Annotated in this window: 25 protein-coding genes and 1 pseudogene; 13 read left to right on the top strand and 13 right to left on the bottom strand. The window is 57.7% G+C overall.

All coding sequences use genetic code 11. From position 1 onward, the window contains the following. Nucleotides 1-67: 67 nt before the first annotated feature. Nucleotides 68-1,129: a hypothetical protein gene (locus R6V78_RS03955; protein ID WP_410288031.1), complete on the top strand. Its 1,062-nt coding sequence runs from the start codon at nucleotides 68-70 to the stop codon at nucleotides 1,127-1,129. 6 nt (nucleotides 1,130-1,135) lie between these two features. On the opposite strand, the gene R6V78_RS03950 is transcribed toward R6V78_RS03955, so the two are convergent. Further along, nucleotides 1,136-1,987: a lysophospholipase gene (locus R6V78_RS03950; RefSeq protein ID WP_410288030.1), complete on the bottom strand. Its 852-nt coding sequence runs from the start codon at nucleotides 1,985-1,987 to the stop codon at nucleotides 1,136-1,138. A 316-nt stretch (nucleotides 1,988-2,303) separates the two neighbouring features. Here R6V78_RS03950 and R6V78_RS03945 point away from each other — a divergent pair, with 316 nt between their 5' ends. From R6V78_RS03945 to R6V78_RS03935, 3 genes are all read left to right on the top strand, one after another. Further along, complete coding sequence (locus R6V78_RS03945) at nucleotides 2,304-2,624, top strand: YhbY family RNA-binding protein (RefSeq protein WP_410288029.1); 321 nt, start codon at nucleotides 2,304-2,306, stop codon at nucleotides 2,622-2,624. A gap of 20 nt (nucleotides 2,625-2,644) precedes the next feature. Then, entirely contained in the window at nucleotides 2,645-2,815 is a 171-nt protein-coding gene (locus R6V78_RS03940) for a hypothetical protein (protein ID WP_410288028.1), read from the top strand. A 68-nt stretch (nucleotides 2,816-2,883) separates the two neighbouring features. Further along, nucleotides 2,884-3,171, top strand: coding sequence for a hypothetical protein (locus R6V78_RS03935; RefSeq protein ID WP_410288027.1), 288 nt, complete (start codon nucleotides 2,884-2,886; stop codon nucleotides 3,169-3,171). Between the two features lie 211 nt (nucleotides 3,172-3,382). On the opposite strand, the gene R6V78_RS03930 is transcribed toward R6V78_RS03935, so the two are convergent. The 3 genes and pseudogenes from R6V78_RS03930 to R6V78_RS03920 form a co-directional block, all read right to left on the bottom strand. Then, on the bottom strand, nucleotides 3,383-4,063 hold the full coding sequence (locus R6V78_RS03930) for an SOS response-associated peptidase (RefSeq protein WP_410288026.1): 681 nt from the start codon (nucleotides 4,061-4,063) through the stop codon (nucleotides 3,383-3,385). A 17-nt stretch (nucleotides 4,064-4,080) separates the two neighbouring features. Beyond that, entirely contained in the window at nucleotides 4,081-4,368 is a 288-nt protein-coding gene (locus R6V78_RS03925; RefSeq protein ID WP_410288025.1) for a PilZ domain-containing protein, read from the bottom strand. Continuing rightward, a pseudogene (locus R6V78_RS03920) lies at nucleotides 4,365-4,469 on the bottom strand (HU family DNA-binding protein); the annotation flags it as partial. The gene R6V78_RS03925 and the pseudogene R6V78_RS03920, both read right to left, overlap by 4 nt. Nucleotides 4,470-4,741: 272 nt before the next feature. On the opposite strand from R6V78_RS03920, the gene R6V78_RS03915 reads away from it, so the two are divergent. Next, nucleotides 4,742-6,061: a serine dehydratase subunit alpha family protein gene (locus R6V78_RS03915; protein WP_410288024.1), complete on the top strand. Its 1,320-nt coding sequence runs from the start codon at nucleotides 4,742-4,744 to the stop codon at nucleotides 6,059-6,061. Between the two features lie 59 nt (nucleotides 6,062-6,120). Here the strand turns inward: R6V78_RS03915 and R6V78_RS03910 are convergent, their stop codons facing one another. The 7 genes from R6V78_RS03910 to R6V78_RS03880 all read right to left on the bottom strand — a co-directional run bounded on the left by R6V78_RS03910 (nucleotide 6,121) and on the right by R6V78_RS03880 (nucleotide 14,615). Beyond that, a complete protein-coding gene (locus R6V78_RS03910; protein ID WP_410288023.1) occupies nucleotides 6,121-7,056 on the bottom strand; it encodes a pentapeptide repeat-containing protein in 936 nt (311 codons plus the stop codon). Nucleotides 7,057-7,177: 121 nt separating this feature from the next. Continuing rightward, nucleotides 7,178-8,449, bottom strand: coding sequence for an NAD(P)/FAD-dependent oxidoreductase (locus R6V78_RS03905; protein ID WP_410288022.1), 1,272 nt, complete (start codon nucleotides 8,447-8,449; stop codon nucleotides 7,178-7,180). After that, nucleotides 8,412-9,413 (bottom strand): adenylate/guanylate cyclase domain-containing protein, encoded by a 1,002-nt coding sequence (locus tag R6V78_RS03900; protein ID WP_410288021.1) that lies wholly within the window; start codon nucleotides 9,411-9,413, stop codon nucleotides 8,412-8,414. The genes R6V78_RS03905 and R6V78_RS03900 overlap by 38 nt, the downstream gene beginning before the upstream one ends. Before the next feature lie 202 nt (nucleotides 9,414-9,615). Next, on the bottom strand, nucleotides 9,616-10,068 hold the full coding sequence (locus tag R6V78_RS03895; protein ID WP_410288020.1) for a DUF302 domain-containing protein: 453 nt from the start codon (nucleotides 10,066-10,068) through the stop codon (nucleotides 9,616-9,618). Between the two features lie 41 nt (nucleotides 10,069-10,109). Next, a complete protein-coding gene (locus R6V78_RS03890) occupies nucleotides 10,110-11,300 on the bottom strand; it encodes a class I SAM-dependent rRNA methyltransferase (RefSeq protein WP_410288019.1) in 1,191 nt (396 codons plus the stop codon). 178 nt (nucleotides 11,301-11,478) lie between these two features. After that, nucleotides 11,479-14,352 carry an FAD-binding and (Fe-S)-binding domain-containing protein gene (locus R6V78_RS03885; RefSeq protein ID WP_410288018.1) on the bottom strand — a complete coding sequence of 958 codons (2,874 nt, stop codon included), beginning with the start codon at nucleotides 14,350-14,352 and terminating at the stop codon, nucleotides 11,479-11,481. A gap of 131 nt (nucleotides 14,353-14,483) precedes the next feature. Continuing rightward, nucleotides 14,484-14,615, bottom strand: a complete 132-nt coding sequence (locus R6V78_RS03880) for a hypothetical protein (RefSeq protein WP_410288017.1) — start codon at nucleotides 14,613-14,615, stop codon at nucleotides 14,484-14,486. 289 nt (nucleotides 14,616-14,904) lie between these two features. Between R6V78_RS03880 and R6V78_RS03875 the strand changes: the two genes are divergently transcribed. The 8 genes from R6V78_RS03875 to R6V78_RS03840 all read left to right on the top strand — a co-directional run bounded on the left by R6V78_RS03875 (nucleotide 14,905) and on the right by R6V78_RS03840 (nucleotide 23,934). Continuing rightward, on the top strand, nucleotides 14,905-15,549 hold the full coding sequence (locus R6V78_RS03875) for a class II aldolase/adducin family protein (protein WP_410288016.1): 645 nt from the start codon (nucleotides 14,905-14,907) through the stop codon (nucleotides 15,547-15,549). A 376-nt stretch (nucleotides 15,550-15,925) separates the two neighbouring features. Next, complete coding sequence (locus tag R6V78_RS03870) at nucleotides 15,926-16,162, top strand: ferrous iron transport protein A (protein WP_410288015.1); 237 nt, start codon at nucleotides 15,926-15,928, stop codon at nucleotides 16,160-16,162. Between the two features lie 2 nt (nucleotides 16,163-16,164). Beyond that, nucleotides 16,165-18,372, top strand: coding sequence for a ferrous iron transport protein B (feoB, locus tag R6V78_RS03865; protein WP_410288014.1), 2,208 nt, complete (start codon nucleotides 16,165-16,167; stop codon nucleotides 18,370-18,372). Nucleotides 18,373-18,433: 61 nt separating this feature from the next. Next, complete coding sequence (locus tag R6V78_RS03860; protein WP_410288013.1) at nucleotides 18,434-18,622, top strand: FeoB-associated Cys-rich membrane protein; 189 nt, start codon at nucleotides 18,434-18,436, stop codon at nucleotides 18,620-18,622. Nucleotides 18,623-18,827: 205 nt separating this feature from the next. Next, on the top strand, nucleotides 18,828-19,847 hold the full coding sequence (locus R6V78_RS03855) for a TAXI family TRAP transporter solute-binding subunit (protein ID WP_410288012.1): 1,020 nt from the start codon (nucleotides 18,828-18,830) through the stop codon (nucleotides 19,845-19,847). Between the two features lie 21 nt (nucleotides 19,848-19,868). After that, the gene (locus R6V78_RS03850; protein WP_410288011.1) at nucleotides 19,869-21,227 is read left to right on the top strand and encodes an AAA family ATPase; all 1,359 of its coding nucleotides are present in this window, start codon (nucleotides 19,869-19,871) and stop codon (nucleotides 21,225-21,227) included. A gap of 80 nt (nucleotides 21,228-21,307) precedes the next feature. After that, nucleotides 21,308-22,390 (top strand): 3-isopropylmalate dehydrogenase, encoded by a 1,083-nt coding sequence (gene leuB / locus R6V78_RS03845; RefSeq protein WP_410288010.1) that lies wholly within the window; start codon nucleotides 21,308-21,310, stop codon nucleotides 22,388-22,390. A gap of 32 nt (nucleotides 22,391-22,422) precedes the next feature. Further along, nucleotides 22,423-23,934, top strand: a complete 1,512-nt coding sequence (locus R6V78_RS03840) for an ATP-binding cassette domain-containing protein (protein WP_410288009.1) — start codon at nucleotides 22,423-22,425, stop codon at nucleotides 23,932-23,934. A 3-nt stretch (nucleotides 23,935-23,937) separates the two neighbouring features. On the opposite strand, the gene R6V78_RS03835 is transcribed toward R6V78_RS03840, so the two are convergent. Both R6V78_RS03835 and ndk read right to left on the bottom strand, forming a co-directional pair. After that, nucleotides 23,938-24,699 carry an RNA methyltransferase gene (locus R6V78_RS03835; RefSeq protein ID WP_410288008.1) on the bottom strand — a complete coding sequence of 254 codons (762 nt, stop codon included), beginning with the start codon at nucleotides 24,697-24,699 and terminating at the stop codon, nucleotides 23,938-23,940. Beyond that, a complete protein-coding gene (gene ndk / locus R6V78_RS03830; protein ID WP_410288007.1) occupies nucleotides 24,696-25,115 on the bottom strand; it encodes a nucleoside-diphosphate kinase in 420 nt (139 codons plus the stop codon). Before ndk ends, R6V78_RS03835 begins: the two co-directional genes overlap by 4 nt. Between the last annotated feature and the right edge of the window lie 333 nt (nucleotides 25,116-25,448).

Below are 25,448 nucleotides of genomic sequence, written 5' to 3'. Positions count from 1 at the left end.
ATAACAGTATCATGCGTGTGATCATCTTCCGCAGCTTCCAAACCACAACCCGCCGAAGGGAATTGCATTGGCCTTCTGGAGTGTAAGAGAAGAACTCAGTCAGTTCAGCCGTCTGCGCCGGTCCTACTATGAACTGCTAAGGGACGAGCTGGACCAGTTCATGCTCGATTATGCGTTGATCCAGTCCTACCAGCAGTTTTGCGACCGTGAACTGCCTTATCCATTCATCGAAAAAAGGGAGCTCAAACCCCGTGCGAGGATTCCCGGCGTCGAATATGAGAGCCAGAAGACCTTCCTGGTAATTTTTGTGGAGGATATTATCCCGGCAATCCACAAGAAGTATATTCGATTTTTCGATGTGAACAAACCCACCAAGACCAACCTGCTGGAGTCCAAAGCCCTTCCCTTGCCCGAGAAGTTCGATCGGACCCACAAATACCTCGATTCGGTCCAGTTTTATGATTTCCTGAATGTGTTGCTGCCGGTGGATTACGCGCTGCTGATCCAGCGGGATCCGTCGACCCGTTCCGCCAACCGCTACAGCCTCACCCATTACCATGTAAGAATCGACTGGCCCGTCGCCGATACGGCTGAAGATCTGGCCCAGAGTCTGCGATATATTTCCAAAGACCTCTACGAAAAAGGGGATAAATACGCCGAACTGGCCCAGCGCAAGCTCTTCGAGTATTATGGTATGCCCGTGATGGTGGGTGGCCGACGAACAGCCGCCATGGTGGCGGCCCAGTACCTGAAAAGAATTCCCTGCATCTCGACGGTTTATGCCGGGAGCAGTGAGTCCCGGGCTTTGTACCGTATTTCCGAACGCGGCGTTTCCAAGTCGGCACTGGTTTGTTTCTCCCAGGAAGAGGTCCAGCAAATCGCCGAATCGCAAAAGATGCCGCCGCGAACATTCACTAAGAATTACGTCATCGCAAACAAGGGCAAGTACAATGTATGCATCTTCCAGGCTACCTACGCATACACCGTCCATTCCCGGCCGCCGGAAGATGGTAAACTTCGGGAGATCAACCCCGATGTGAACTGGCTCACCGTGGGCGGTGAGCATGTGCTTCCCAAACCCGGGGTCAGAAAATACCCGCCGATCCATTTAAACCTGATCTATTCGTAATCCGGTTTACAGATAACGATCCGCCACCCACTGTTTCAAATCCTCGAGCACGTGTTCCCGATCGGGTAGTCGCTCATTATAAATTTCGTGATACAGGTCCCCATAGTGGAAAAGCGTTTTGTCGGCGGCTGTCAAGGCATCGAAATAGGCCAGGGCAGCGGGAGCGCTGACCAGGCGGTCATTTCCGGCGATCTGAATGAGGATCGGGATCCTGATGGCATCAAAATCCCCGCCGGTTTTTTCGATTTCCGACATGCAGGCGACAAACCACCGTGCACTGATTTTGCTGTGCACCCGTCCACTTTGCACATAGGCGTTTACTTCGGCTTCGTCATGGCTGATGTAAGCCGGGTTCAGCTTGTTGTTCAAAGTCAGGGTGGGCCAGACGATGGATAAGCTGCGGACAATGGCGGTCAAAACCGTTGAAGGGGGTTTAGGAACGCCAAGCAGGGGAGAAGAGACGATCAAGCCGTCGACAAGCCGGGGATACTGCCTGGCAAAGGAAAGCGCAATCAGACCGCCCATGCTGTGGCCCAGCAGAAGCAGCGGGACCCGGTCGGGATGATCCGCTCCGGCCATCTCGATAAACGTTTTCAGGTCATCGACATAGTCGTTAAATTCATTGACGTGGCCCCGTTTTCCCTGGCTTTGACCATGGCCCCGATGGTCGTGTATCCACAGGGCCCCGCCCATGGGGCAGAGGGTCTTGGCAACATGCCCGTAACGGCCTGAATGCTCACCCAGTCCGTGGGATATCACCACCCGGAACCGCTCGTTTTCCGGAATATGTTGTCTGAAAAAAAGGGTCGTGCCGTCACTGCCATGAAATGTGGCGGTTTTTTCCTGGATTGCTGCCATCGGCGGCCTCCTGGTTCGGGTTGAACGTCCAGTGGATTCAGCAAGGCGACCGAGCGGTTCCATGCGTGATCGCACGCTGCCGGCATCCTTGTTAACACACGCGGCGACCGAAAACAATTTGCCTGTAATTTGCTTGAAAACGATCGCAATAACCGATACCGTGGACATCTCGGCGGGTTTTCGTAAACGAATTCCAGGTGCACAGTCAAGCGTACGAAAAGTGATGTCGTCGATGTGAAAAAACAAGTGCAAGAAATGTCCGCCAAAATAGCAATCATGCATGAACGCGTCATGCGGCGGTAGGAGGAAGATTCCAATGGACAGTCTGCAAGGATTTCAGAAACGATTTCTCCGTGGCCTGGCGCATTCCCTCAAGCCGGTAGTCTTCGTGGGGCACAAAGGCTTTAGCCGTAGCCTGGCCGACGCAATGGACGAAGCATTGGATCGCCATGAACTGGTCAAAGTCAAGTTCGTCGAATTCAAGGAAAAAGAGAGGAAGCTGGCCCTGACCGAGCAAATCGAGAAAGCGGTTGCCTGTGAGATGATAGGACTGGTCGGCCATATGGTCACCTTTTTCCGCCAGCAAAACGATCCGGAAAAAAGAAAAATAGACCTTCCCAAGCGGGCCGCCGGCTGAACCCCGGAGGTCACGGGTGCATGTCCACCATGACGGCTGCTAATTTCCAATCCCATGCTGCGTTGGAGATCGGCCAGCCCGTTATCAACCGCCTGCGCAGCGATTGGCTGGCGCTTGTGGGACAAGATCGTTTAAACCGTCAACCCGCCTTTGTCGAGCAGACTGTTGACTTCGTTCCCGGGGGGGCGTAGATTGAGCAGCACCCAACGGCCGGCATCGGTTCATCAATCCCCGCATTCACGCGCCCAGGAGCTTGCCCATGTCTCATCATCATGACCACGATCATACCCATGACCACCCCCATGACCACGGGCACGATCATCATCACGGCCACGCGCCCCTGTCCTTTTCAGAAAAGCTTGTCAAGCTTCTGGATCACTGGATTCAGCACAACACCCACCATGCCGACGACTATCGTAAATGGGCCCGTGACGCCCGGGATAACGGACAGGCGGAGGTTGCTGAGCTTTTGGATTCCGCCGCCGAACTGAGCGACACCATCGGCAAACGGTTTCGCCAAGCCGCCGGAATCGTGCATTCGGAATAGGTGTTGCGGACGGCCGTCGACCGGGTTGACTGTGATCGGCAGTGAAAATTGATCCCGGCGGAATGACGGGGACTTTGGGTTCACGGGCTTTCCGGGCGGATCTGCGATGTTTTAGGCCCTGTGCATGAACCGTGGTCCTTGAACCGGTATGTTAGTCCCATGCCAGGACCCGGTGGCTTCTGCGTAAAGGCAGGCAGGTAGGGCACTGCGGTTATGCCGGTGAAATCGGTTTAATATTGTCCGGCCGGTTATTTCTGACTGCGTTGACCTGTTTGGAAACGGGAATAATTTTGAGTTCGGTATAGACCTGGCTGCGGATGATTTTCAGGAGTAACTGGACGTCCTGGTTATCCCGACTGAGCCAGAGGGCATAGGCCTCCGGTCTCAATATCACCGGCATGCGGTGGTGTATCGGCATGATCGTCGTACCGGCTTGCCGGGTGAGGATTGTGCAGGAGCGATAGGGGGTCGAGGCTTTACCCCTGTTGTCCCAGGTCTCCCACAAGCCTGCAAATGCGAAGGGGCGGCCATCGGGAAGCGCCAGGAACATAGGCTGCTTTTGTCCCTTTGCCCCCTTCCACTCGTAAAATCCATCAGCGGGGATCAGACATCTGCGCCACAAGAGTGCAGTCCTGAAGCTGGGTTTGGCGGTCAGGGTTTCGGACCGCGCGTTGATCATGCGACTGCCGATGCTGATGTCCTTCGCCCAGAAAGGAACAAGGCCCCAGTGCAGTTTTTCCAGGCGGTTTTTTTCATCATGCCGGGTGATGGCGAGTATATCTTGGGTGGGGGCGATATTATAGCTGGGGGTTACCTCCACGTTGACCGCGTCGATGGGGAAGTGTTTGATCAACGTTTCGCGATTGCTGAATCCGACGAACCTGCCGCACATACCAGCCCCCGCCCACCCTATCTGAAATCATTCTCATCAATCGGGTCGTCGAACGCCACAGCGAAACCGTTTGAATTGCTGCGCACCACCGTCCCCATCACGTTGAGCCTTTTTTTAAAGGCAAAAATCGGGAATTGGAGGTTGATGGTCCGGCCCTGATCGATCTTGCGTCTGGTGCTGATAAAAACGCCACCGGCACCGATATTGTTGATCAGATCTCGAAAGGTTCCCTCTTTAACCGTATATTTGACACTGCACACAGCCGTGTGGCGCGTGTTCTGACGTCGATTGGGCGGCGTATTCATTCCCCATTCACCTTGTTGCGCAGCTTACCGGAACACGTGAAGGTCGCCACCCGTCTAGCCGGCAGGATTGCATCCTCGCCGGTGGCCGGGTTGCGCCCCTTGCGCGAATTTTTATATCAATTGCGCTACGTTCCCAAATATTCCTATTCTTGTCAAGGGGTTGGTTCAAAGTTGGTCCGCTTTGCATGGTCTCGCGTATACAGTCGACGGGTCGATATGGAAACATGGTCCTCAGGTTGCCGTGAAACGTAACGCGGACGGTACAATTTTTTGACAAGTTCTGGTTGCGGTTGAATAAACGCCCAAATGACAATATGCTGGTGCCATTGAAGTCCAATCGAATATTCATGTTCATCCAACCCATGGAGGATAAATGCATTATACGGTAAAGGATATCCTGGAAATCCAAGTCGCTCCCGCATTGGGCTGCACCGAGCCGGTGGCCATCGCCCTGGGGGCAGCGGCGGCGGTGTCGCTGCTGCCGGGAAAGCAGATCGACGATATCGAAATATGGGTGGACCCAAACATCTATAAAAACGGGTTGGCCGTATCCATTCCCGGAACCGGCGGGCTCAGCGGGCTGGACATGGCCTCGGCGCTGGGGGCCTTCGGCGGCAATGCGGCGCTGAAATTGGAAGTGCTGGATTCGGTGGATGCAGTTGCCGTGGCGGCTGCCCAGAAGATGGTTAAATCGGGTCGGGTGCGGGTGAACCTGCTCAGGGATCAGGTGGGCCTTTTTATCAGGACCATCGTCAACGGCATGGGGCACGTGGCGGAATCGGTGATCACCGGCCTGCACGACAACATCGTTTCGATGACGCTTGACGGGTCGGCGGTAAGGGACCATGACCTGCTGCCCAAAGCCAGATCCGCCGACGGCAAGAGCCGACTCGAAAACCTGGAGGCTTGGCTGAAGGAGCTGTCGCTGGATCAGCTTCTTGAACTGCTGGACGACCTGGATGACGAAGATTTAAGGTTTCTGGAATCCGGGGTGGAAGTCAACATGCGGTTGGCCGACTATGGCCTCAAACACGGTTCCGGCCTGGGCGTCGGGCGTACCCTTGAGCGCCTGGTGCGTCAGCGGCTGATCAAAAGGGACATGATCACTGCCGCGCGGATTTTGGCCTCATCCGCCGCCGATGCCCGCATGTCCGGGGTCAAGCTGCCGGCGATGAGCAGTGCCGGGTCGGGCAACCACGGCCTGACGGCCATTTTACCCATCGTGGCTGTCGAGAAATTCATCTTGGTGGATCATCGTATCTTGTTGGAGGCCATCGGACTGAGCCATATCATCACCGCCTATGTGAAAGCCTATACCGGGCGTTTGTCGGCCATCTGCGGTTGCTCGGTAGCTGCCGGCGCAGGTGCCACAGCCGGTGTCACCTATCTGATGGGCGGCACGAAGCAGCACATTGCCGGTGCCATCAAGAACCTCAGCGAAGACCTTGCCGGGGTGATCTGCGACGGGGCCAAGGGCGGATGTGCACTGAAGCTGGCCACGGCTGCCGGAACGGCCGTGCAGGCCGCGCTTTTCGCACTCCAGGGGGTCAATGTCAGTTTTACGGACGGTATCGTCGGCCGATCGTCCGAAGACACCATGAAGAACATCGGTACCCTGACGACCCAGGGAATGATTGAGACCGATCGCACCATTTTGAACATCATGCTGGAAAAGCAGTTCTCCGATGTCTGATGCCAGGGATTATCCGCCTTTCCGTCCTTTGCAGGAAGATGACCACCTTGACCACTGAGCTACTGCACACACCGTCCGACGGAGCCGGCCTCGCAGCGTTTGCCGTTGACCCAGATGGCTCCTGCCAGGTAGGCGTCGGTGAAGCATGCACCATCGATGGCGGCGCCCACCAGGTTGGCGCCGCCCAGGTTGGCCCCGGTAAAGTCCGCGCCGGACAGATCGGCCATTTTCAGACTGACGCCAGACAGGTCGGCATCAGTCAAACGGGCACCGGCCATTACTGCACCGTGGAGCACGGTCCGGCGCAGGTCCGTCTGTTCCAGTTGGCCATCCGTTAAGATGGCATTGATCATCAGCGCGTTTCTCAGGTATGCCCCGGAAAAATCGCTGCCGGTGAGGTCGGCCTCAGTAAAGTCCACCTCAAGCAGGAGGCTTTTTCGAAAATCGGCCTGCCGGGCTACCGCCCGCGTCAAGTTCGCCCGGGTCAGGTCGGCCCCGCAAAGGCTCGACTGGGAAAGCGTCGCCTGGACCAGGTTTGCACCCTTCAGAAATGCACCCTCAAGTCCAAAGGATGCCAGCGTGGCGGCTTTCAGATTGCAGTCGGGGCACTGGCCGGAGATCGCCAGGGTGATGGCGTCCGGCGTCAGACACCTTCCGATCGAATCCGGCCCACACGACTGGCCGTTGACCCAGGTGGCCCCGTCAAGCACGGCATCATGAAGATGGGCGTATCGGACGTCTGCGTTGGTGAAATCTACATCCTTGAGTATGGCACCGCTTAGATCCGCTGCGGTTAATAGGGCGCCCATGAAATTGGAACCGCTCAGGTCGGCACCCCTGAAATCCGCCCCGCTCAGATCGCAGAGCCGGCATGTGCGACTTGTCTCCAGCCGCTCGGGTATGCTTGTGGGCACCCACATCAGGCCGTACAAGCCCAGGATCAACGTCAGCGCCGCTACTGCAGCGATTCCCGTCAGCGACTTTTTTGTTTTCACTGCGGATACGACCACGGTTTATCCCAGCTGATTGCTGCGGTGGCAAATGCCTGGATAATAAAAAATGGTTGTAGACGGATTGCGAGCAATTTTAACATTTCTGCTAAGGGAGCCGGGTCTGTCAGGCGAATCGCTTGAGTGAAAATGGCTCGGGATCGAACGGCGGCCGCCTGCCCAGGATCAAATCGCAAATCAGCCGGCCGGTTCCGGTGGCCGTGGAAAGCCCCAGCATGCCGTGACCGGTGGCGATGTACAGATTTTGTAGATCCGGCATGCGGTCGATGATCGGAAGGTCGTCCACGCTCATGGGCCGCAGGCCCGTCCAGCGCTCGATCACCCGCCGACCCAGCGGTGTTTTCAGGTAAAGCGCTGCCGACTCCTCCAGGTTGCCCAGGCGCCGTTGGTTCAATTGGTCGTTGAAACCGGAAAATTCCAAGGTGCCGCCTATGCGGAAGCCGCTTTGCCACGGAGTGACGACGACGTTTCTTTCAACCAGATAGCAGGGGATTCCGGGACAAGCGGTCGGGCGGTCCATGGTGATGCTGTATCCTTTGCCCGGTTGGACGGGGATGCGCACGCCCAGTTGGTGGCCGATGGCTGGTGTCCAGGCCCCGGCAGCCAGAATGAACTGGTCGGCCGTAAAACGGCCCGTGTTGGTATGCGCGGCCGTGACCATGCCATTGCGCGTTTCGAAGCCCTCCAGCCGGCAGCCTTCGTCAATGCGAACCCCCCTGTCCCGGGCTGCCCGGGTCCAGGCGGCCATGAGCAGCTCCGGTCTCAGGTGGCTGTCTGCCCGATGGTGCCACCCGCCGCAGACCCGATCGTTCAAGGCCGGTTCGATCTGTCTGATTGCCCGGCGATCATGGAAGGTTGCCGCCAATCCGAAAGACTCCAGCAGCCGGTTGGTTTTTTGGTAGGCTTGCATGGCTGCCGGGTCGGTATAGACCATGAGCACCCCGCGTCGTTCAAAATCGCAGGCCAGGTCCTCGTCGGCAAACAGATCGTTGAAGAGTTCTCCCGAAACCCGCAAAATGGCATCCCGTGCCTTGACAGCAAAATTCAGGTGCCGCTGGTTGCAGTTGGCGGCAAATCTGAGCAGCCAGAAGGCCAGGGCAGGATCCGCACGCGGCTTGACATACAAAGGCGATGTCCCCCGGAGGATGCGGAACAGCTCATGGCCGATGGCGCCGGGAGCACACAGGGGGGGGAGATCGCTGACAAAGATCAGGCCGCAGTTGCCGTGTGAGGCGCCGGCGCCCATGCTTTCCTTTTCGATGATGCGGACCGATCGTCCGGCCCGGGCCAGGTAATAGGCGCAGGCCAGGCCGATGACGCCGCCGCCCGCTACCAGGGTGTCACTGTGGTTGGTTGTGATCGTGTCCAGGTCGATCAATCCTTTCTGGCATCATATGAATGCCCATGAGGTGTTCCTTTCCGCTTCGGCCGCGAACCTCCTGCTCTCCCAGGTCCATGAGCGGCAGTTTCCACTCGACCAGGGATGCCGTTTGGCGGCACATGACAATGGGCGCGGACAGTGTCTTGTTGGCCATGGAGGAGAGGCGGAAGGCCAGGTTGATGCAATCTCCCACCAAGGCCAGGCCGGCGGACCGGGATCCATAATGGGAGAGGGTGATTTGTCCGGTGGTCAGCCCCCAGCCCAACACCGGAAGGGGCATGGCAAGCCCCCGGTCCGTGAGTTGTCTGTGGATTTCCGGAACGCTGTGAAGTTGGTCAATAGCAGCCTGGCAGGCGGACAGGGCATGCTCTGGGGCAAGCCCTCCGGTGTGCTCCCAGAAGGCAAAGACCGCATCTCCGGCGTAATCTTTGACCGTACCCTGGTGCGCGCTCACGATGGTGCTGAACCGGGAAAAAATTGCCTCGATGAGTGTGTAAACCACCGTCGAATCGGTCTTCTGGGAAAAGGCGGAGAATCCTCTAACATCTGCCACCAGGCTGGTGATGCAGACAGCCGTCGGGATGATGGCGGTCTGCTCCATCCAGTTGTCCGATTCCGGCTGGGGGGTCAGATTCGGTAAGGAGATCCGGATAGACCGGCCTCCCAGAGAGATCACGTCACCGTCCTGAAGCTGCCGTGAAGCGCCCGGTGCCATGCGGACCGCGTTGACCCAGGTGCCGTTTTTGCTCAGGTCGGTAATTTCCGCGCCATGGCGGGTCAACCGGACCACGGCATGGTCCCGGGAAACCCTCGGGTGGGGAACGAGGATGCACTTTTCGCGCTCGATACCGCGGCAGACCCGTCCAAGGAATATCTTGTCGGTCAGGGACAGACGGTGGGCCACGCCGTTTTCATCCTGCCACTGCAAATTGGGCCCGCGTGTTGTCGTATCCGATGACATCTCGCGCTTCCGATCTTTTATAGAGACATTCTTCTATTCGAATAAAGTATTATGTACGAAAATCTGGCGGATGCCTATCGGGTGTGAGCGGCGTCCGGTGGCGGTTGCATGAATTCACCGGTATCAAGAACCAGGCACGTGAACATATCCCTTGCTCGCCGTGAAGAGGCCTCGATTTTATTCGAGGCACCGGCTGACCGCTTCAGGGCAGGGTCGCTGCCAGGGCGAAATTGGAAAGCGCCAGCTCCATTTTCTGGACAGCCTCTTTCATTTCGGTGATGCCGTGGCGGCGTGCCAGGTACTCGGGGGCATTGTAGGAGAACCAGACCTGTCCAGCACTGTCCTCCCAGATCAGGGCCTTCAAAGGAAGGTCGATGCCGATGGAGCGGCTGCGCTGGATCATCGGCGTACCCATGGCCGGGCTGCCGAAGATGATCAGCACGGTGGGTGGCAGCGTCTGATTGACCTGCTGGGCACCTGCGGCGTGGTCGATGCGCGTAAACACGGTCACGCCTTTTTCCTGCAGGGCGCTTTCCAGCCGGTTGGCGGTGGTCAACACGTCGTGGTTGCTTTTTATGGTCACCAAGCCCCCTTGGGCGGCAGCCGTTGCGGCAGTACATGCGGTTAGCAGCACAATGAGAATTGCTTTTTTCATGAGGCCTCCTTCTCCTTCTATGGTTATTGTTCAACAGGCCGTCAGTCCACCCGGCACACCAGCCCCTTGAGATAGCTTCCCTCGGGAAAATTCAGCGCCGTGGGGTGATCCAGGGCCTGGCTCAGCCACCTGAGGATTACCGCCTGACGGCCTGCGTCCAGCGCAGCGTCGGCCACGATTTTTTGAAACAGGTCGCGCCCCATCAGACCGGAGCAGGAGAAAGTCCACAGGGTGCCGCCGGGATGCAGCAGTTCAAAGGCCAGTCGATTGATCTCCTTATATCCACGGCTGGCGCGCATCAGATCGCCCTTGGATTTAACGAATTTGGGAGGATCGAGCACGATCATGTCGAAGGCCCGGCCCTCAGCACGGTAGCGGCGCAGCAGGCTGAATACATCAGCGGTTATATCGTCCACCCGTGTCTCTTCAAGTCGATTCAGCGCCACATTCGCACGGGCCAGCTTCAGGACAGCTGCAGAAGAGTCGACATTGGTTACATGGGCTGCGCCGGCTTTGAGGGCGGCCACGGCAAACCCGCCGGTATAAGCAAAACAGTTGAGCATCGCGGCACCGCGGGCGTAGGCAGCCACGCAGGCCCGGTTATCGCGTTGATCCAGATAAAAGCCGGTTTTGTGGCCTTTCTTGACATTTACCCGATAAAGGCAGCCATTTTCTCTAATTTCCACCTGATCGGGTGGCTCCTGTCCCCACAGGCGGCCGGCGGCCATGGGCAGTCCTTCCTTTTTGCGGACATCCACGTCCGACCGCTCATATATGCCCGCTAGGTCCGGGATCAGTTCCGCGAGGCACGCGACAATGGCTGGTTTCCAGCGATCGGACCCAGCACTGAGAAACTGACAGACCACCCAGTTCTCGTAGCGGTCGACAATCAACCCGGGCAGTCCATCGGATTCAGCATTGACCAGTCTCAAAGCATCGGTGTCGGCGCCTGCCAATACCTCCCGGCGAAGGCTGAGTGCCTGGTTCAGCCGGGTATGAAAAAACCCCGCGTCGATAATGATCGCGGGATCAAATGACCAGACGCGGACGCGAATCTGGGATTGGGGTGAAAATGCCCCTCGGGCCAGCCAGCGCCCGTCACTGTCGAGAACATCGATGGTTTCTCCCGGCTCAGGCGCATCGTCCATGCGGGCAATGGCACCCGAAAATACCCAGGGATGGCGGTTTTGAAGGGATTTCCCCCGCTTGGGCTTGAGAATCATGGATCTCATCGGATTCGTTTCCAGACGGTCGCTCTCCGAAAGGGTTCAAGGAAGCGAGGATGCAAAGGGCAAGTGCGCATCGGGCCGCCATCTTAAGCTGGGAGAAAGCCCCATTGAAAATTTGACCTTAGCATTTTCTAATGGTTGACCTTGCATCCTTGAACCCTGGACTGTATGCATCCTGCCTTCATTGTGTGCACTGGTCCACCAAAACCATGATGGATCGATAGGCAATGCCGCTGTGATGGGACAGCCCGATTTCACAGGTGCGGCTGTTGGCATAGCCGGCCTTGCAACCGGCGACTGCTGCTTTCAAACCGGAGAGCGCCGCTGCGTTCAGCTCCGGCACGTTGAATCCCTGGTCTCCGGCAAAGCCGCAGCATTCGATGCCATACGGCACCACCACGGTTTCGGCACACGCGTCGGCAACGGCCATGAAAGCCTTGTCAAGGCCCATTTTACGGGCACTGCAGGTGATGTGCAGGGCCACCGGACCCTCGGTTCGGTTGAAAGTCAGCCGATTGAGCAGGTGGGTGGCCGTGAATTCCACCGGCTCAAAGAGAGTCAACTGCGGTCCGAATGTGCGCCGCATGCGTTCCAGGCATGGGCTGGTATCACACAGAACGGGCAAGCGACCGTTGTCGGAGGCCACCAGCAGCACCTTTTCCAGCTGGTCTGATTTGCGGTTGGCTTGGTCGAAAAATCCCTTGCTTTCAAAGGGCAGGCCGCAGCACAGGCCATCTACCCTGGCGGGATGGATCACCCGGTAACCGGCCCGGCGCAGCACCCTTTGCGTAACCACATGCAGCGGGTCGACCAGCGGGTCGCCGGCGGCGGGTCCCATGGTCCGGCTGACACAGGCGGGAAAGTAAACCACCGCCCGATCCCCTTTTCCTGTGGATTGGGCCCTGGGCGGCGCTGCCGCTGTGGGCAGCGACGGCACCCAGGCCGGCAGACGATTGCCGGACAGACGTCTCATGGAACCGGCCAGGCGTGTCATGGTTTTGGTGCCGATGCTGCGGTGCAGGACATCGGCCGCTTTGAGTCCGACCCGAACACCCGCGGTCAACGGGCCGAAATAATCGGCGGCCCGGTCGGCCAGCCACTGGTAGGGTTGGCCTTTGACCATCCGCGAGCGAAAGGTTTTGGTGAATTTGCCGGTGTCCACTTCCACCGGGCAGGCCACGCCACAGAGGCCGTCAGCGGCGCAGGTGGCTTCGCCATACCAACCGTATTCTTTTTTGAGTTCAGCCAGCCGCCGCGCATCCGACCCGTCGGCGGTGAGCCGGGCGACCTCCCGTTGGATCACGATGCGCTGGCGGGGGGTCAGGCTCAGGCTGCGCGACGGGCAGTGGCTTTCACAAAAGCCGCACTCCATGCACGCGTCGATGAGTGGATCGACCGGTGGCAGCGGTTTGAGGTTTTCAAGGTGAACCTTCGGGTTGGGGTTGAGAATCACACCGGGGTTGAGCAGGTTTTCCGGATCGAAAATAGCCTTGATCGCCTGCATGAGGCCGTAGGCGTTGCTTCCCCACTCCTTTTCAACAAAAGGGGCCATGTTGCGGCCGGTGCCGTGCTCGGCCTTGAGCGATCCGTCGTAGACATCTACCACCATGTGGGCGATGTCCTCCATGAAACCGGCGTAGCGGTCCAGTTCCGCCGAATGCCCGAAATTGGGTGAAAAGACGAAATGCAGGTTGCCGGCCAGGGCATGACCGAAAATGATAGCCTCCCGGTAGCCGTGCTTTGCAAACAGGTCCTGCAGGTCCAGGGTGGCCGGAGCCAGGCTCTGGATGGGAAAGGCCACATCCTCGATGAGCACCGTTGTGCCTGGCTGCCTGACCGCACCCACCGAGGGCAAAAGTCCCTTGCGGACCCGCCATAGATCGTCACTCCGGCCGGCGTTGTCCGTAAAGACCGCCGGAGAGGCAAGGCCCGTTCCCGTCAATCCCCATTCGTGGGTTTTGCCGCCATCGGTTGTTCGCATCGTTACGCGGCTATCCAAGGCATCGGCTATGGCCTGGATGTGGGTTGACAGGTTGGAAAAATCAGCCGCCTGGGTTTCCACCAGCAGGGCGGTGGTGGTGGGGGAGACGCCGCGAATCATGGCCGGCATCCCCGCCTTGCCTTCGACGCTGCCCAGGGAGGCCCGGTCCATCAATTCAGCCGCAGCAACGGGCAAAGTCTGCATCTGCTCGGCCGATCGACAGGCCTCGTTGATCCGCGGAAACATCATCAGGGCCGTGGCTTTGTAAGGCGGTGATGCCACCGTCCGGTAGACGATGTGGGAGATGAAGCCCAAGGTTCCCTCGGAGCCGATCATCAGGTGAGTGATGATATCGAATGGGTCGCTGAAATCCACCATGGCATTGAGGCTGTAGCCGGTGGTATTCTTGATCTTGAATTTGGTGCGGATCCGCTCTGCCAGAGACGCGTCGGCCTTGACCCGCCGGGCCAGTTCATCCAGGCGCGCCAGCATATGGCCATGGGTGGATTGAAAGGCCTTCCGGCTGTCAGCATCCCCGGTGTCCAGGATGGTACCGTCGGCCAGTACGATGCGGAGGCTGTCAACGGTCCGGTAGCTGTTCTGGGAGGTGCCGCAGCACATACCTGAGGCGTTGTTGGCGGCAATGCCGCCGATCATGGCGGCGTTGATCGAGGCGGGATCCGGGCCGATCTTGCGGCCGTAAGGAGCCAGAATCCCGTTGGCCCGGGCGCCGATGATACCCGGCTGCAGCCGAATCTTGTAACCGTTCTCAAGCACCTCCCACTGCTGCCAGGATTCACCGGCCACCAGTAGAACCGAGTCGCTGATGGCCTGGCCGGACAAGCTGGTTCCGGCAGCCCGGAAGGTGACCGGTATGTGCTGCCGGCCGGCCTGCTTGAGCACCCTGACCACTTCAGCCTCGCTGTCTGCCCGTACAACGATCCGGGGGACCAGGCGGTAGAAGCTTGCATCGGTTCCGTAAGCCAGGGTCCGCAAGGGGTCCGTCGCCATTCGGGATTCGGGGATGAATGACTTGAGCTGGTCGTAAAACAAGCGGTAATCGGTATAGCGCATGCGTGTTAACTCCGGCTGGGCCTCGGAACGCCGACCGTTTAGCATAACCAGGCCGGCACAATCGCTGCAGGATGCAGCCGTCGGTCAAGGTCAACGCGAAAGTTAACTCACAAGAGGGCGTTTGGCAATGATTAAGACGGGTCGGATTTCTCTTCCGTTTCAGTTGCGTTTTTTTCCTGTTTCACTTTCAGCTTTTCTTCTTTCTTCTTCTTTTTTGCTAATTCTTTTTGACGTTTTTCAAATTTATAATTTGATCGGGCCAATTGGAGACCTCCTTGGTGTATTCTCAACCACTTTAACAGGCAGCGGCGTCTAAGCTTGATGGACGGGGACGACGATTGGCGAATACGGAAGAAAATTGAGCCTAAACGATTTGTCGTTCAAAAACCGACGTCCCAGGCGCACCTGGCAGCGATACTTTTCTTGACACCATTTCAAGGGTTAATTATGTGTGACCACCACGACGGCAGACTAACGGTTGCAAAAATAAATCGCAAGCGGTTTGAAAAAACAACCGCAAAAAAGGTTTAGCCTGGAAAGAATGGAGAACGCATGCTTCAACATCTGCAATACCGGAAGGACGTGATCGACTGCTGTCAGTGGCTGTGCCGGCAAGGCTATTTCGGGTCGCTGCTCAGCGCCGGGGGTAACGTATCCTTGCGCATTCCCGGCCAACCGGTGCTGGTGATCACCCCGTCAGGTGAGCCTTATATGGATCTGGTTCCGGAAAAAATCTGCGTGGTTGATTTTGATCTTAAGCGCATCGACGGAAAGCTGCCACCTTCCATCGAAACAGCCATGCATGTGGGCATTTACCGGATCCGTGCCGATGTGGGGGCGGTGGTTCACACCCATCAGGCCTATGCCAGTGTCTTTGCCCTGATCAACCAACCGATTCCACCCCTGTTCGACGAGGCGGCCCTGTCCATCGGTGAAACCGTGGAGGTGGTGCCCTACGCCCTGTCCGGTACACCCGAGCTTGCGGAGAACGTCAGGCGGGCCGTGGTCAACCAATGCAATTGCTTCATCATGCAGAACCATGGGGCGTTGAACCTGGGCAAGAGCCTGGATCAAGCCTGGAAGAACGCCGAGCTGCTGGAAAAGACGGCCCAGGCCTACTACCGAGCACTGACCACCGGGAAACCGGTGACGACCCTGCCGCAGGAGACGATTCAATGGCTCCGTGAACCGCGATAGCGAGCGCACTCCCCGCGGCTTGCCGCGGGGAGGACTCAATTGCGCGGGCAACCGGTTCGGCCAGCAAGGCCTCGCTTTCAGGCAGCCCTATCGCGCTGTGTGCATGCGGGGTGCTTCCCGCGGCGGCTGTGATGAAAAGGCAGAGCGCCAACAACGGCGCCGCAGCCGCTTTCTTATCGCCACGCCGGAATCGGCGGCGGGTCCCATCGCCATTTACATCGTATTGAGAATTGAGGATAATTACCGGAATTGATGACGCAGTTGAGCGACCTTTGGTTTGTGATAGGTGCCATATTTTTTTATTGACACCTTTTAAAGTTTGGCATAACTAACTTTTTGAGAGGTCCGAAATTTATATTCAGGGAGCACCGTTCAAATGGCAACCATCAGAATCCGGGATATGCGGGTCAACCAGCAAGGAACCATTGCCAGTGTCAAGATCGGCGGTGAACTGGGCCGCCGGCTCAGGGATATGGGGCTGGTGCCGGGAACGGCAATCAGGATCCAGGGCCGGGCACCGCTTTACGACCCGGTGGCGCTGCGGGTCAAAGGCTTCACCCTGACCCTGCGCAACAATGAAGCCGACCACATCGAAGTCGAGGTTAACGGATAACCATGAGTTTTTGCGTGGCTCTGGGTGGTAATCCCAACGCGGGTAAGACCACCCTTTTTAATGCCCTCACCGGCTCCCGGCAGCACGTGGGCAATTATCCCGGTGTGACGGTTGACCGCAAAGAAGGCCGGTATGTGCAAAACGGCCACGATATGCATATTGTGGATCTTCCCGGAACCTATTCCCTTACCGCCTACAGCGTCGAGGAGGTGGTGGCCCGTGATTTTTTGGTCAACGAACGCCCCCAGGTGACGGTCAACATCGTCGATGCATCCAATCTGGAGCGCAACCTTTACCTGACGATTCAGTTTCTGGAACTGGGCATCCCCACCTGTGTGGCCCTCAACATGATCGACGTGGCCAAAAGCCGGGGCATCGAGGTTGACGATAAAAAACTCGCCCGCCTGCTGGGTGTGCCGGTGGTTCCCATCGTAGCCCGTTCCGGTTTCGGGAAAAAGGCGCTGATGGACGCCGTTGAAACGGTGGCTCGGGGGCCGCTTCCCCAGCCCCTGCGGGTTTCCTATGGTCGGGATCTGGAAAGCGCCATTCAGGAGATGGAAAAAGTTATCACCGGGAGGGCATTTCTTACGGATCTTTACCCATCGCGCTGGATCGCCATTAAATATCTGGAAAACGATGAGCAGATTCTCAAAAAAGGACGCGAAGCCGACCCGCAGATCGCCGATCAGCTGCAGGCCGTCACCCGCCGTGTGGGCGCGCATATCGAAGAAACCCTGGAGTCCTATCCGGAAGCCTTGATTGCCGATCACCGCTACGGGTTTATTACTTCCATGCTCAAGCAGGGTGTGACCCGGGAGCGTCATGACAAAAACCGCCTCTTTCTGTCCGACCACATCGACAAGGTGCTGGTTAATCGATTCGCCGGCCCCATTATCATGCTGCTGGTGCTCATGGGACTGTACCAGTTTGTGTTTACCTACAGCGAGGTGCCGGTTGCCTGGTGCGAAAGGGCTTTTGAATGGCTTTCAGCAATGGTGTCCGCCACCCTGTCCGATGGACTGCTCAGGTCCCTTGTCGTCTCCGGCATCATCGACGGGGTGGGCGGCGTACTCGGTTTTGTGCCCCTGATCATGTTCATGTTTTTCGGAATTGCCGTGCTGGAAGACTCTGGATACCTGGCGCGGGTTGCCTTCATGCTGGACCGGGTGTTTCAGATATTCGGGCTGCATGGCAGCTCTGTAATGGCCTTCATCGTCTCCGGGGGTATTGCCGGCGGTTGTGCCGTTCCCGGTGTGATGGCCACCCGGACACTGCGTTCGCCCAAAGAGCGCATCGCCACCCTGCTTACGGCGCCGTTCATGAACTGCGGGGCCAAACTGCCTGTGTTCGCCCTGCTTATTGCCGCTTTTTTCCCCGACAGCCGGGCCAGGATGATGTTTATTCTTACCCTGATCTCCTGGGGCGGGGCACTGGTGGCTGCCAAGTTTCTGCGGATGACCGTGGTCAGAGGCCCCTCCACCCCTTTTGTCATGGAGTTGCCGCCTTATCGTCTGCCGACACTCCGGGGACTGATGATCCATACATGGGAGCGGACCTGGCAGTATGCGAAAAAGGCCGGAACGGTTATTCTGGGCATCTCCGTGCTGCTGTGGGCCGCCATGACCTTTCCCCGTCTGCCTGATTCACAGATTGAAGCCTACGACAACCAGCGCAGCGGGATCTTGTCGACGGCGGCACCGCATGTGGTGCGGGAAATTGAGATATCCAAAGGGGCGCAACCCCTCTCCCCTGGCGCTGCTGAATTGAAAGCCCGTCTGCTGGATGTGGAATCCAGCAGAGCCGGGGAGGCCCTGCGTCACTCGCTGGCCGGCCGCATCGGCATCGGCATGGAATCCGTTTCCCGGTGGGCAGGCTTTGACTGGCGAACCAACATTGCGCTGCTGGGTGGATTTGCCGCCAAAGAGGTTATCGTCTCCACCCTGGGCACCGCCTATTCACTGGGACGGGTGGACGCCGGCGGCACCGAGTCATTGGCGGTAAGGTTGGTCGCCGAGCCGGGGTGGCGAACCCTGACGGCCTGGAGCCTGATCATCTTCGTCATGTTCTATGCGCCGTGTTTCGTAACGGTGATCTGCATCTCGCGGGAATCTTCATGGAGGTGGGGCCTGTTTTCCATGGTGTTCAACACGTCCCTGGCCTTTTGCCTGGCCGTTGGCATCTTTCAGACCGGCGTGATGCTTGGTTATTGATGAGCCGATTTCAGACCTTTTTTCGGACATGATCATGCAACCTTAAAATAAGGTTTGAGTGATGGAAACACTGGTTGTCTTTTTGATCGTCGCCGTCGCAGGCATTTACGTGGGACGAATCTTTTACAAGGGCTTCAAACAAAAGAACGGCTGTGCCTGCGGCTGCACCTGCTGCGCCAGCTCCGATTCCTGCGGCGAGCCGACTGCCGCCAAGTCAAGCGACGCCCCCCCGGCTAAAACCGATCGATAAACGGTCCGGCGCCAACGCGTGTCCGGTTTTAATATTGACTCCGGATAGTGACTCTTCTATCATCAACTTTTTGCAAATCCAGTGAATCGATATCCCGGAGCCGACCGCGCCGACAGGGCATATGGGGACCGCGAACTGGAAATCGATTTTCATCCACTGACAATCGTTTGCCCGCAAAACGATTCCGGTAAAAGGGGCCTTACCGATGATCAGACGGTTAATTCTGGGGACCTGCTTGGCTGCAGCGCTATTTTTGGGGCCTTCCAACGTTGTTGCGGCAGAGGGTGAGGCTGAGGAGGAGCAGGATTTTCTGGGTATCATCACCGACGATTTAAGAAGTACCGCCCACCAGATCGGCATGGATTTAAAAGCCCTGCTCAAGCGCAACCATATCCACCTGGCCGTGTTCAACTCCAGTGGGTCAGTCGAAAACATCTACGCCGTTTATCAGCGCCCCGGCAACCATCTCGGCCTGGTTCAATCCGATGTGCTGGCATTTGTGGCCAAGGTTAAAACCGACCCGCGGCTCAAGCTGATTGCGGATAAAATCAAATGGGTCTTCCCTTTGTACAACCAGGAAGTTCACCTCCTGGCTAAAGCGGAGATCGGCAGTTTCAGTGATCTTGGCGGTAAGCGCGTGGCTATCGGCCATGCGGAGAGCGGTTCCAATCTGACCAGCCGGCTGATTTTTGAGATTTCGGGTATTTTTCCGAGGCAGACGCTGGTTTTGGATAATGCGCAGGCGTTGGCGGCCTTAAAAAACGGCAGCATCGATGCCATGGTCATCGTAGACGGGTTTCCGATCGATCGATTGACCTTGGATGTTTCCCCGGCTGACGGTCTGCACCTGGTTCCAATCAACCAGGAGCGCATCCTTGCCTTTTATCCGGCATCCCGGATTCCCGGCGGCGCCTACCCATGGCAGACGACCGATGTTGAAACGGTATCGGTCCAGGCGGTGCTGGTGGCCTATGATTTCCGCAACAACCATTGCCACACCATTGGAAACGTTGCACGCTTGATGGCGGAAAACCTGAACTGGCTTCGGCACAATGGACACCCCAAATGGAGATCGGTCGATCTGAACCAGCCGGTGAAGGGGTGGGAACAGTATAAATGCGTCAAAAATTTCAACCCAAACGCCATCACAGCAGAGCCGGAAACCCCGCGGGTTCGCCGGCCCAATCCCGTGGCTGATGCCATTGAGGCGGTATTTCGCAACTGAAACGCCGAAACGGAAACGACCATGTATGAATCTTTTTATGGTCTGAATAAAAAACCTTTTCAGATCACCACGGATCCAAGCTTTCTGTGGATGGGGAAAAAACACCGAGAAGCCTTGTCCACCCTCAAATACGGGGTGATGGACAACAAAGGGTTTTTGCTGTTGACTGGTGATGTGGGCACCGGCAAAACCACACTGATCAACCGTTTGGTGGAAGACATCCAGGGTAAGGCCTATACCGCCAAGATTCCCGATCCGGGCCTCAGCAAATACGATTTTTACCGCATGGTCTCGCGATATTTCAAACTTCCCATCGAAGTCAGGACCAAAAGCGACTTTTTAGAACCCTTCAGCCGATTTTTAAATGATGCCCATGAAGAGCGAAAATCGGTACTGCTGCTCATCGACGAAGCCCAGCGCCTCAAGCACGACCTCATGGAGGAGATCCGTCTGCTGTCCAATCTTGAACGGCAGGATGCCAAATTGCTCAATATCTTTTTTGTGGGCCAGAACGAATTCAACACCATTTTGCTTCAGCCGGAAAACCGGGCCCTGATGCGACGGATAACCATTACCTACAACCTTGACCCGCTGGATCAGGGCGAAACCTGTGAGTACATCCGCCACCGCCTGAAAACCGCCGGTGCCGGCTACGAAATTTTCTCCAGCGCAGCCATGCAAGAGGTCTTTGATTTCTCCAGCGGCTTTCCCCGACAGATCAACATTATCTGCGATCTGGCTATGTTTTTTGCCTCACAGGTGTCACGACGGACCATCAACCGGAAGATTGTCAGCCAATGTCGCGAACGCATATCATTCACCGTGGATGAACCCTCGGCGGAAATGCGCAACCCAATCCGGGCGCCGGAGCCGACTTCCCGGTACCGACACCCACAGAAAAAGCGCTGGCTGACGTTAACCCCGGCGCGTGTGGTCGGGTTTGTGGCAGTATTGATGGTCCTGTGGGCGGGTGTCTATTTAATACCGGATCGGTTGAGCGTTCGTGCCGGGCAGTGGGTTCGAAAAACCTACCAGAGCTATCTTCCCGGTGCGGCAAAATCCTCCGGAACACGACAGCCGGCTGTTGATACCGTCAACGCAACCCCTGTCGATGTTGCTGCGCCAGTTCCCGGCGCCTCCCCTGACCACGCAACAACGCCAATTGCCGCCAAAGGGCCCCTGCGAACACCCAAAAGGCCCCCGGATCTCAGGTTCCCGAGCGGCGTTGGTGAGCTGTCCCGACCAGCGCCTGCTGAACCATCGGCCACCCCACCGGTTCCGCCTGCCGAGCCCATGACCCCATCTGCCGGCCAACGTCCCGACCCGGCCGATGCCATCGATTGGCTGCTGGAAAAACGCAAACAGGAATCCGGCCCCTGACGCAGGGTTGACAATCCCGGAGCGACCCTTTATGATCCCTGCCGGTCATTAACTTATTAAATGAATCTGGATGGTTGCAAATGTTCAAGATCGCGGTTCTCCCCGGGGACGGCATCGGCCCCGAAGTGATGGAAGAAGCCCTCAAGGTGCTTGACGCGGCTCAGGAAAAGTTCGAGTTTAAGTTGACAACCGCGCCCGCCGATGTCGGCGGTATCGCCATCGACCGGCACGGTTGTGCACTGCCGGATGACACCTTGCGCTTGTGCGAGGCCAGCGACGCCATTTTGTTCGGATCCGTGGGTGGACCCAAGTGGGAAAACCTGCCCCCGGCCGACCAGCCCGAGCGGGGTGCCCTGCTGCCCCTGCGCAAGCACTTCAATCTGTTTTGCAACCTTCGCCCGGCGAAGGTGTTCCCCGCCCTGGCTGGCGCCAGCCCGCTTCATCCGAAAATTGTCAGGAGTGGGTTTGATATCCTGTGCGTACGTGAACTGACCGGCGATATCTACTTCGGTCAGCCCAAGGGCCGGGAGGGCAGCGGACCAGACGAGCGGGCCTTTGATACCATGGTATACACCCGCCGAGAGATCGAACGCATCGCGCGCAAGGCCTTCGATGCGGCCCGGTTAAGAAGCCGGCGGGTGACGTCGGTTGATAAGGCCAATGTACTCACAACCATGGTTCTGTGGCGGGAAGTGGTCATCGAGACGTCCAGGGCTTACCCGGATGTGGCGCTGAAGCACATCTATGTGGACAACGCCACCATGCAGCTGGTCAAAGACCCCCACCAGTTTGATGTGCTGCTGTGCGGAAATATGTTCGGGGACATCATTTCCGACGAATGCGCCATGATCACCGGTTCCATGGGCCTGCTGCCCTCTGCCAGTCTCAGCGACAGCGGATTCGGACTTTATGAACCTGCTGGCGGCAGCGCCCCGGACATCGCCGGTCAGGGCATTGCCAACCCCATTGCCCAGATCCTCTCCGCGGCAATGATGCTGCGTTACAGCCTGAATCTGGCGGATGCTGCCCAAGCCATCGATGCTGCCGTGGCACGCGTGCTGGAAAAAGGGATTCGGACGCCCGACATCGCCGCCGGTGAGCCCGCGGTGAGCACCCGGGCGATGGGTGACGCGGTCGTGTGCAGCCTCCGCGAGGATCGATAGGCCGCCGCTTCTCACCAGCTGCGTTTGGAATAATGACCACGCCTTTGATCAGCATTGATCGTATCGCCGTCAGGCTTCGGGACCGCTGGCTGCTGGACGGGTTCTCATGGCAGATCAACACCGGCGAGCTGTGGATGGTCAATGGTCCCAACGGCGCGGGCAAGACCACCCTGGCCAAGGCGATTGCCGGTATTTTGCCCATCGTTCAGGGAAAAATCCATTACCATGCATTGGAAGGCCGTTCTCCCCTCGACGCCATCGCCTATGTGGCCAGTGATGCGCGCCGGAAGATCTGGCGCCGCGAAAGAGAACTTGATCATGGGCGAAGCTTTGCGGGTCGCTTCAATGCTGTGACCACCGTCCGTGACCTGATTGGCAGTCATCCTGCCGATCGGCCATTTCCGTCCGAAATAGATGTCCGGCTGGCTGCGGTCGTACGACGTTTAAATCTGCGCCCCTTACTGGAAAAACCGGTCCTGGCCATCTCGACCGGTGAGATGAGCCGTGTGCTGATTGCCCGCGGACTGATCCGCCGTCCGAAGATGCTGATTATGGATGAGCCCTTTGAAGGCCTGGACGTTTCGGGCCGGCACCAGTTGACGGTTGTGCTCAATGGACTGGCAGTCTCAGGCCTGCCGATTTTGCTGATCACCCACCGCCCCGAGGAGATGTTTGCCGCCGCCACCCATGTCCTGACCCTCGATGCGGGGCGAATGGCAGTTCGCCGCGCGGTTGAGGCCGCCCCCGAACCATTTCTCTCGGCCGCGGAGGTTCCAACCCCAAAAAGGCAGCGGACGCGTCCTGAACTGCCCGCCGTCAGCGGTGAAACCGACCGGCGGCTTGCATTTCAGCCCCTGATCGATATGAAGGCGGTAACGGTTCGTTATGGATCCACGATCGTACTGGACCGTTTCAGCTGGGTGGTGAGAGAAGGGGAGCGCTGGGCCGTCACCGGACCCAGCGGGGCCGGTAAGTCCACCATCCTCAAATTGATTACCGGCGAGTGCCTGCAGGTATATGCCAACCGGATCCGTCTGTTCGGCAAGGATCGTGGCGCCGGGCAGACGCTGTGGGAAATCCGCGAACGGCTGGGGGTGGTGAGCAATGATCTGGCCGCTGGATACCAGAAGCAGATGTCTGCCCTGGACGTAGTCTGCTCCGGTTTTTTTGACTCGGTGGGACTATTCCGGCGCTGCGACCCTGGGCAGATAGAAACCGCCCACGGGTGGTTGGCAAAGTTGGACGCCTCGGCGCTTTCTCAAACCCCTTTCAATCAGCTCTCCCAGGGAGAGCGGCAGATGATTCTCATCGCCCGGGCCATGGTGAAATCACCGGTGCTCCTGATTCTGGATGAACCGTGCGCCGGTCTGGATCCGGAAAACCGCCGCAGGGTTTTGGACCTGGTGGCGCGCATCGCCCGCAGCGGTGTGACCGGGCTGATATTTGTCTCCCATCATGAAAATGAAATTCCTGCCTGCATGACCCACCGATTGTCGTTGAATCATGGCGTGGTCGTGCACAGCGGCCCCATTGAAGAAAAATAACCGTCACGCCTTGCCCCGCTCCTTAAGCCCGTCGGCATAACGCTTGTCTCCGTACCAGTGGATCTGACGGCAAATGCCGCGGATGATCCCCACTTCACCGGCACGCAGGGAAAGGCGGCTGAAAAAACGGCGGATGCGCGCCATCCAGTAGTCGGGGTTTTGTGGATGCATGTAACCGATTTGTACCAGCGCCGCCGCCAGTTCCGCGTACATATGGTCCAGTTCGATGCGTTTGGCCAGGCGCGGGCAAAAGGCTGGTGGATTGGCTTGAGCGGCAGCGGACAGGCAGTAGCAGACGACCATAACGGCCTGGGCCAGGTTCAGGGAGGCAAAACCCGCTGTGGGGATGTTTACCAGCTGGTGGCAGTATTTCAGGTCGTCGTTGGTTAGCCCGCGGTCTTCGGAACCGAAGAGGATGGCCACCTGGTTGTTGGCCGAAAGGGGGATGAGGATCTGGGCCAGAATTTCCGGGGACTTGATTACCGGGCGCTGCCCCCCCAGCCGGGCGGTGGTGCCGACCACATGGCCGAATGATGCCAGGGCTGTGTCAAGGGAGTCGAATCGCTGGATCCTATCCACCACGGGTGCAGCCGCATGGGTGGCCAGCCGCCGGATCCGCTGCTCATCCCAGATATCCGGGTCCACCACGACCAGGCTCGTGAGTCCCATGTTGCACATGGCCCGTGCCGCGGACCCGATATTCTCGGGGTACCGGGGCCGCTGCAGGACAATGGAGATGTTGTTCCGGGTGACGCCGACGGTCATCGGGGGTTGATTTCGAAGGCATTGAAAAAATAGCCGATCTCAATTGCAGCGGTTTCCGCTGAATCGGATCCGTGGACAATGTTCTTTTCGATATCGGTGGCAAAATCGCGCCGGATGGTGCCTTCGGCCGCTGCCTTGAAATCGGTGGCACCCATGAGCTCACGATAGCGGGGGATGGCGTTTTCTCCCTCCAGAACCATGACTACCACCGGACCGGAAGACATGAAGTCGGTGAGGCTGTGGAAAAATGGGCGTTCGCGGTGCACGGCATAAAACCCCTCCGCCTGGGCCTTGGTCATATGGATCATCTTCATGGCTAAAACTTTCAGGTCGTTGGCTTCCAGCCGTTTGACCACTTCGCCGATTACCCCCCGGGCCACACCGTCGGGTTTGACGATTGACAATGTTCTTTGCATGTTTGTATTCCTTTCAGCACAGGATAAATGCCGCCTCGAAAGTGTGCTCCGGGCTCAATCCATGGGCGGCTTTTTTTATTGGACGCTGCCATACCAGAAGGCGGCCATCAAGTCAACCGGTTCCAAACGGCACGGCATTGTCGGGGAACCATGATCCAACTATCTGAAATATTTTTATATATATAATGTCTTGATAGGGGGGCCATCCGTTATCAGACGGTTGACAAGAACGGCGGAACGTCCTATTATTTTTCTGATTTAATTGTCGAACTTTGACTGCATAAACAACCGGTTAGCCATTAACATCCATCAATTGCGGAGAGAACATGCCCA

This window comes from Desulfosarcina sp. (genome assembly GCF_046496365.1).
Taxonomy (GTDB): domain Bacteria; phylum Desulfobacterota; class Desulfobacteria; order Desulfobacterales; family Desulfosarcinaceae; genus Desulfosarcina.
This window is presented reverse-complemented; position numbering and strand designations above follow the sequence as displayed.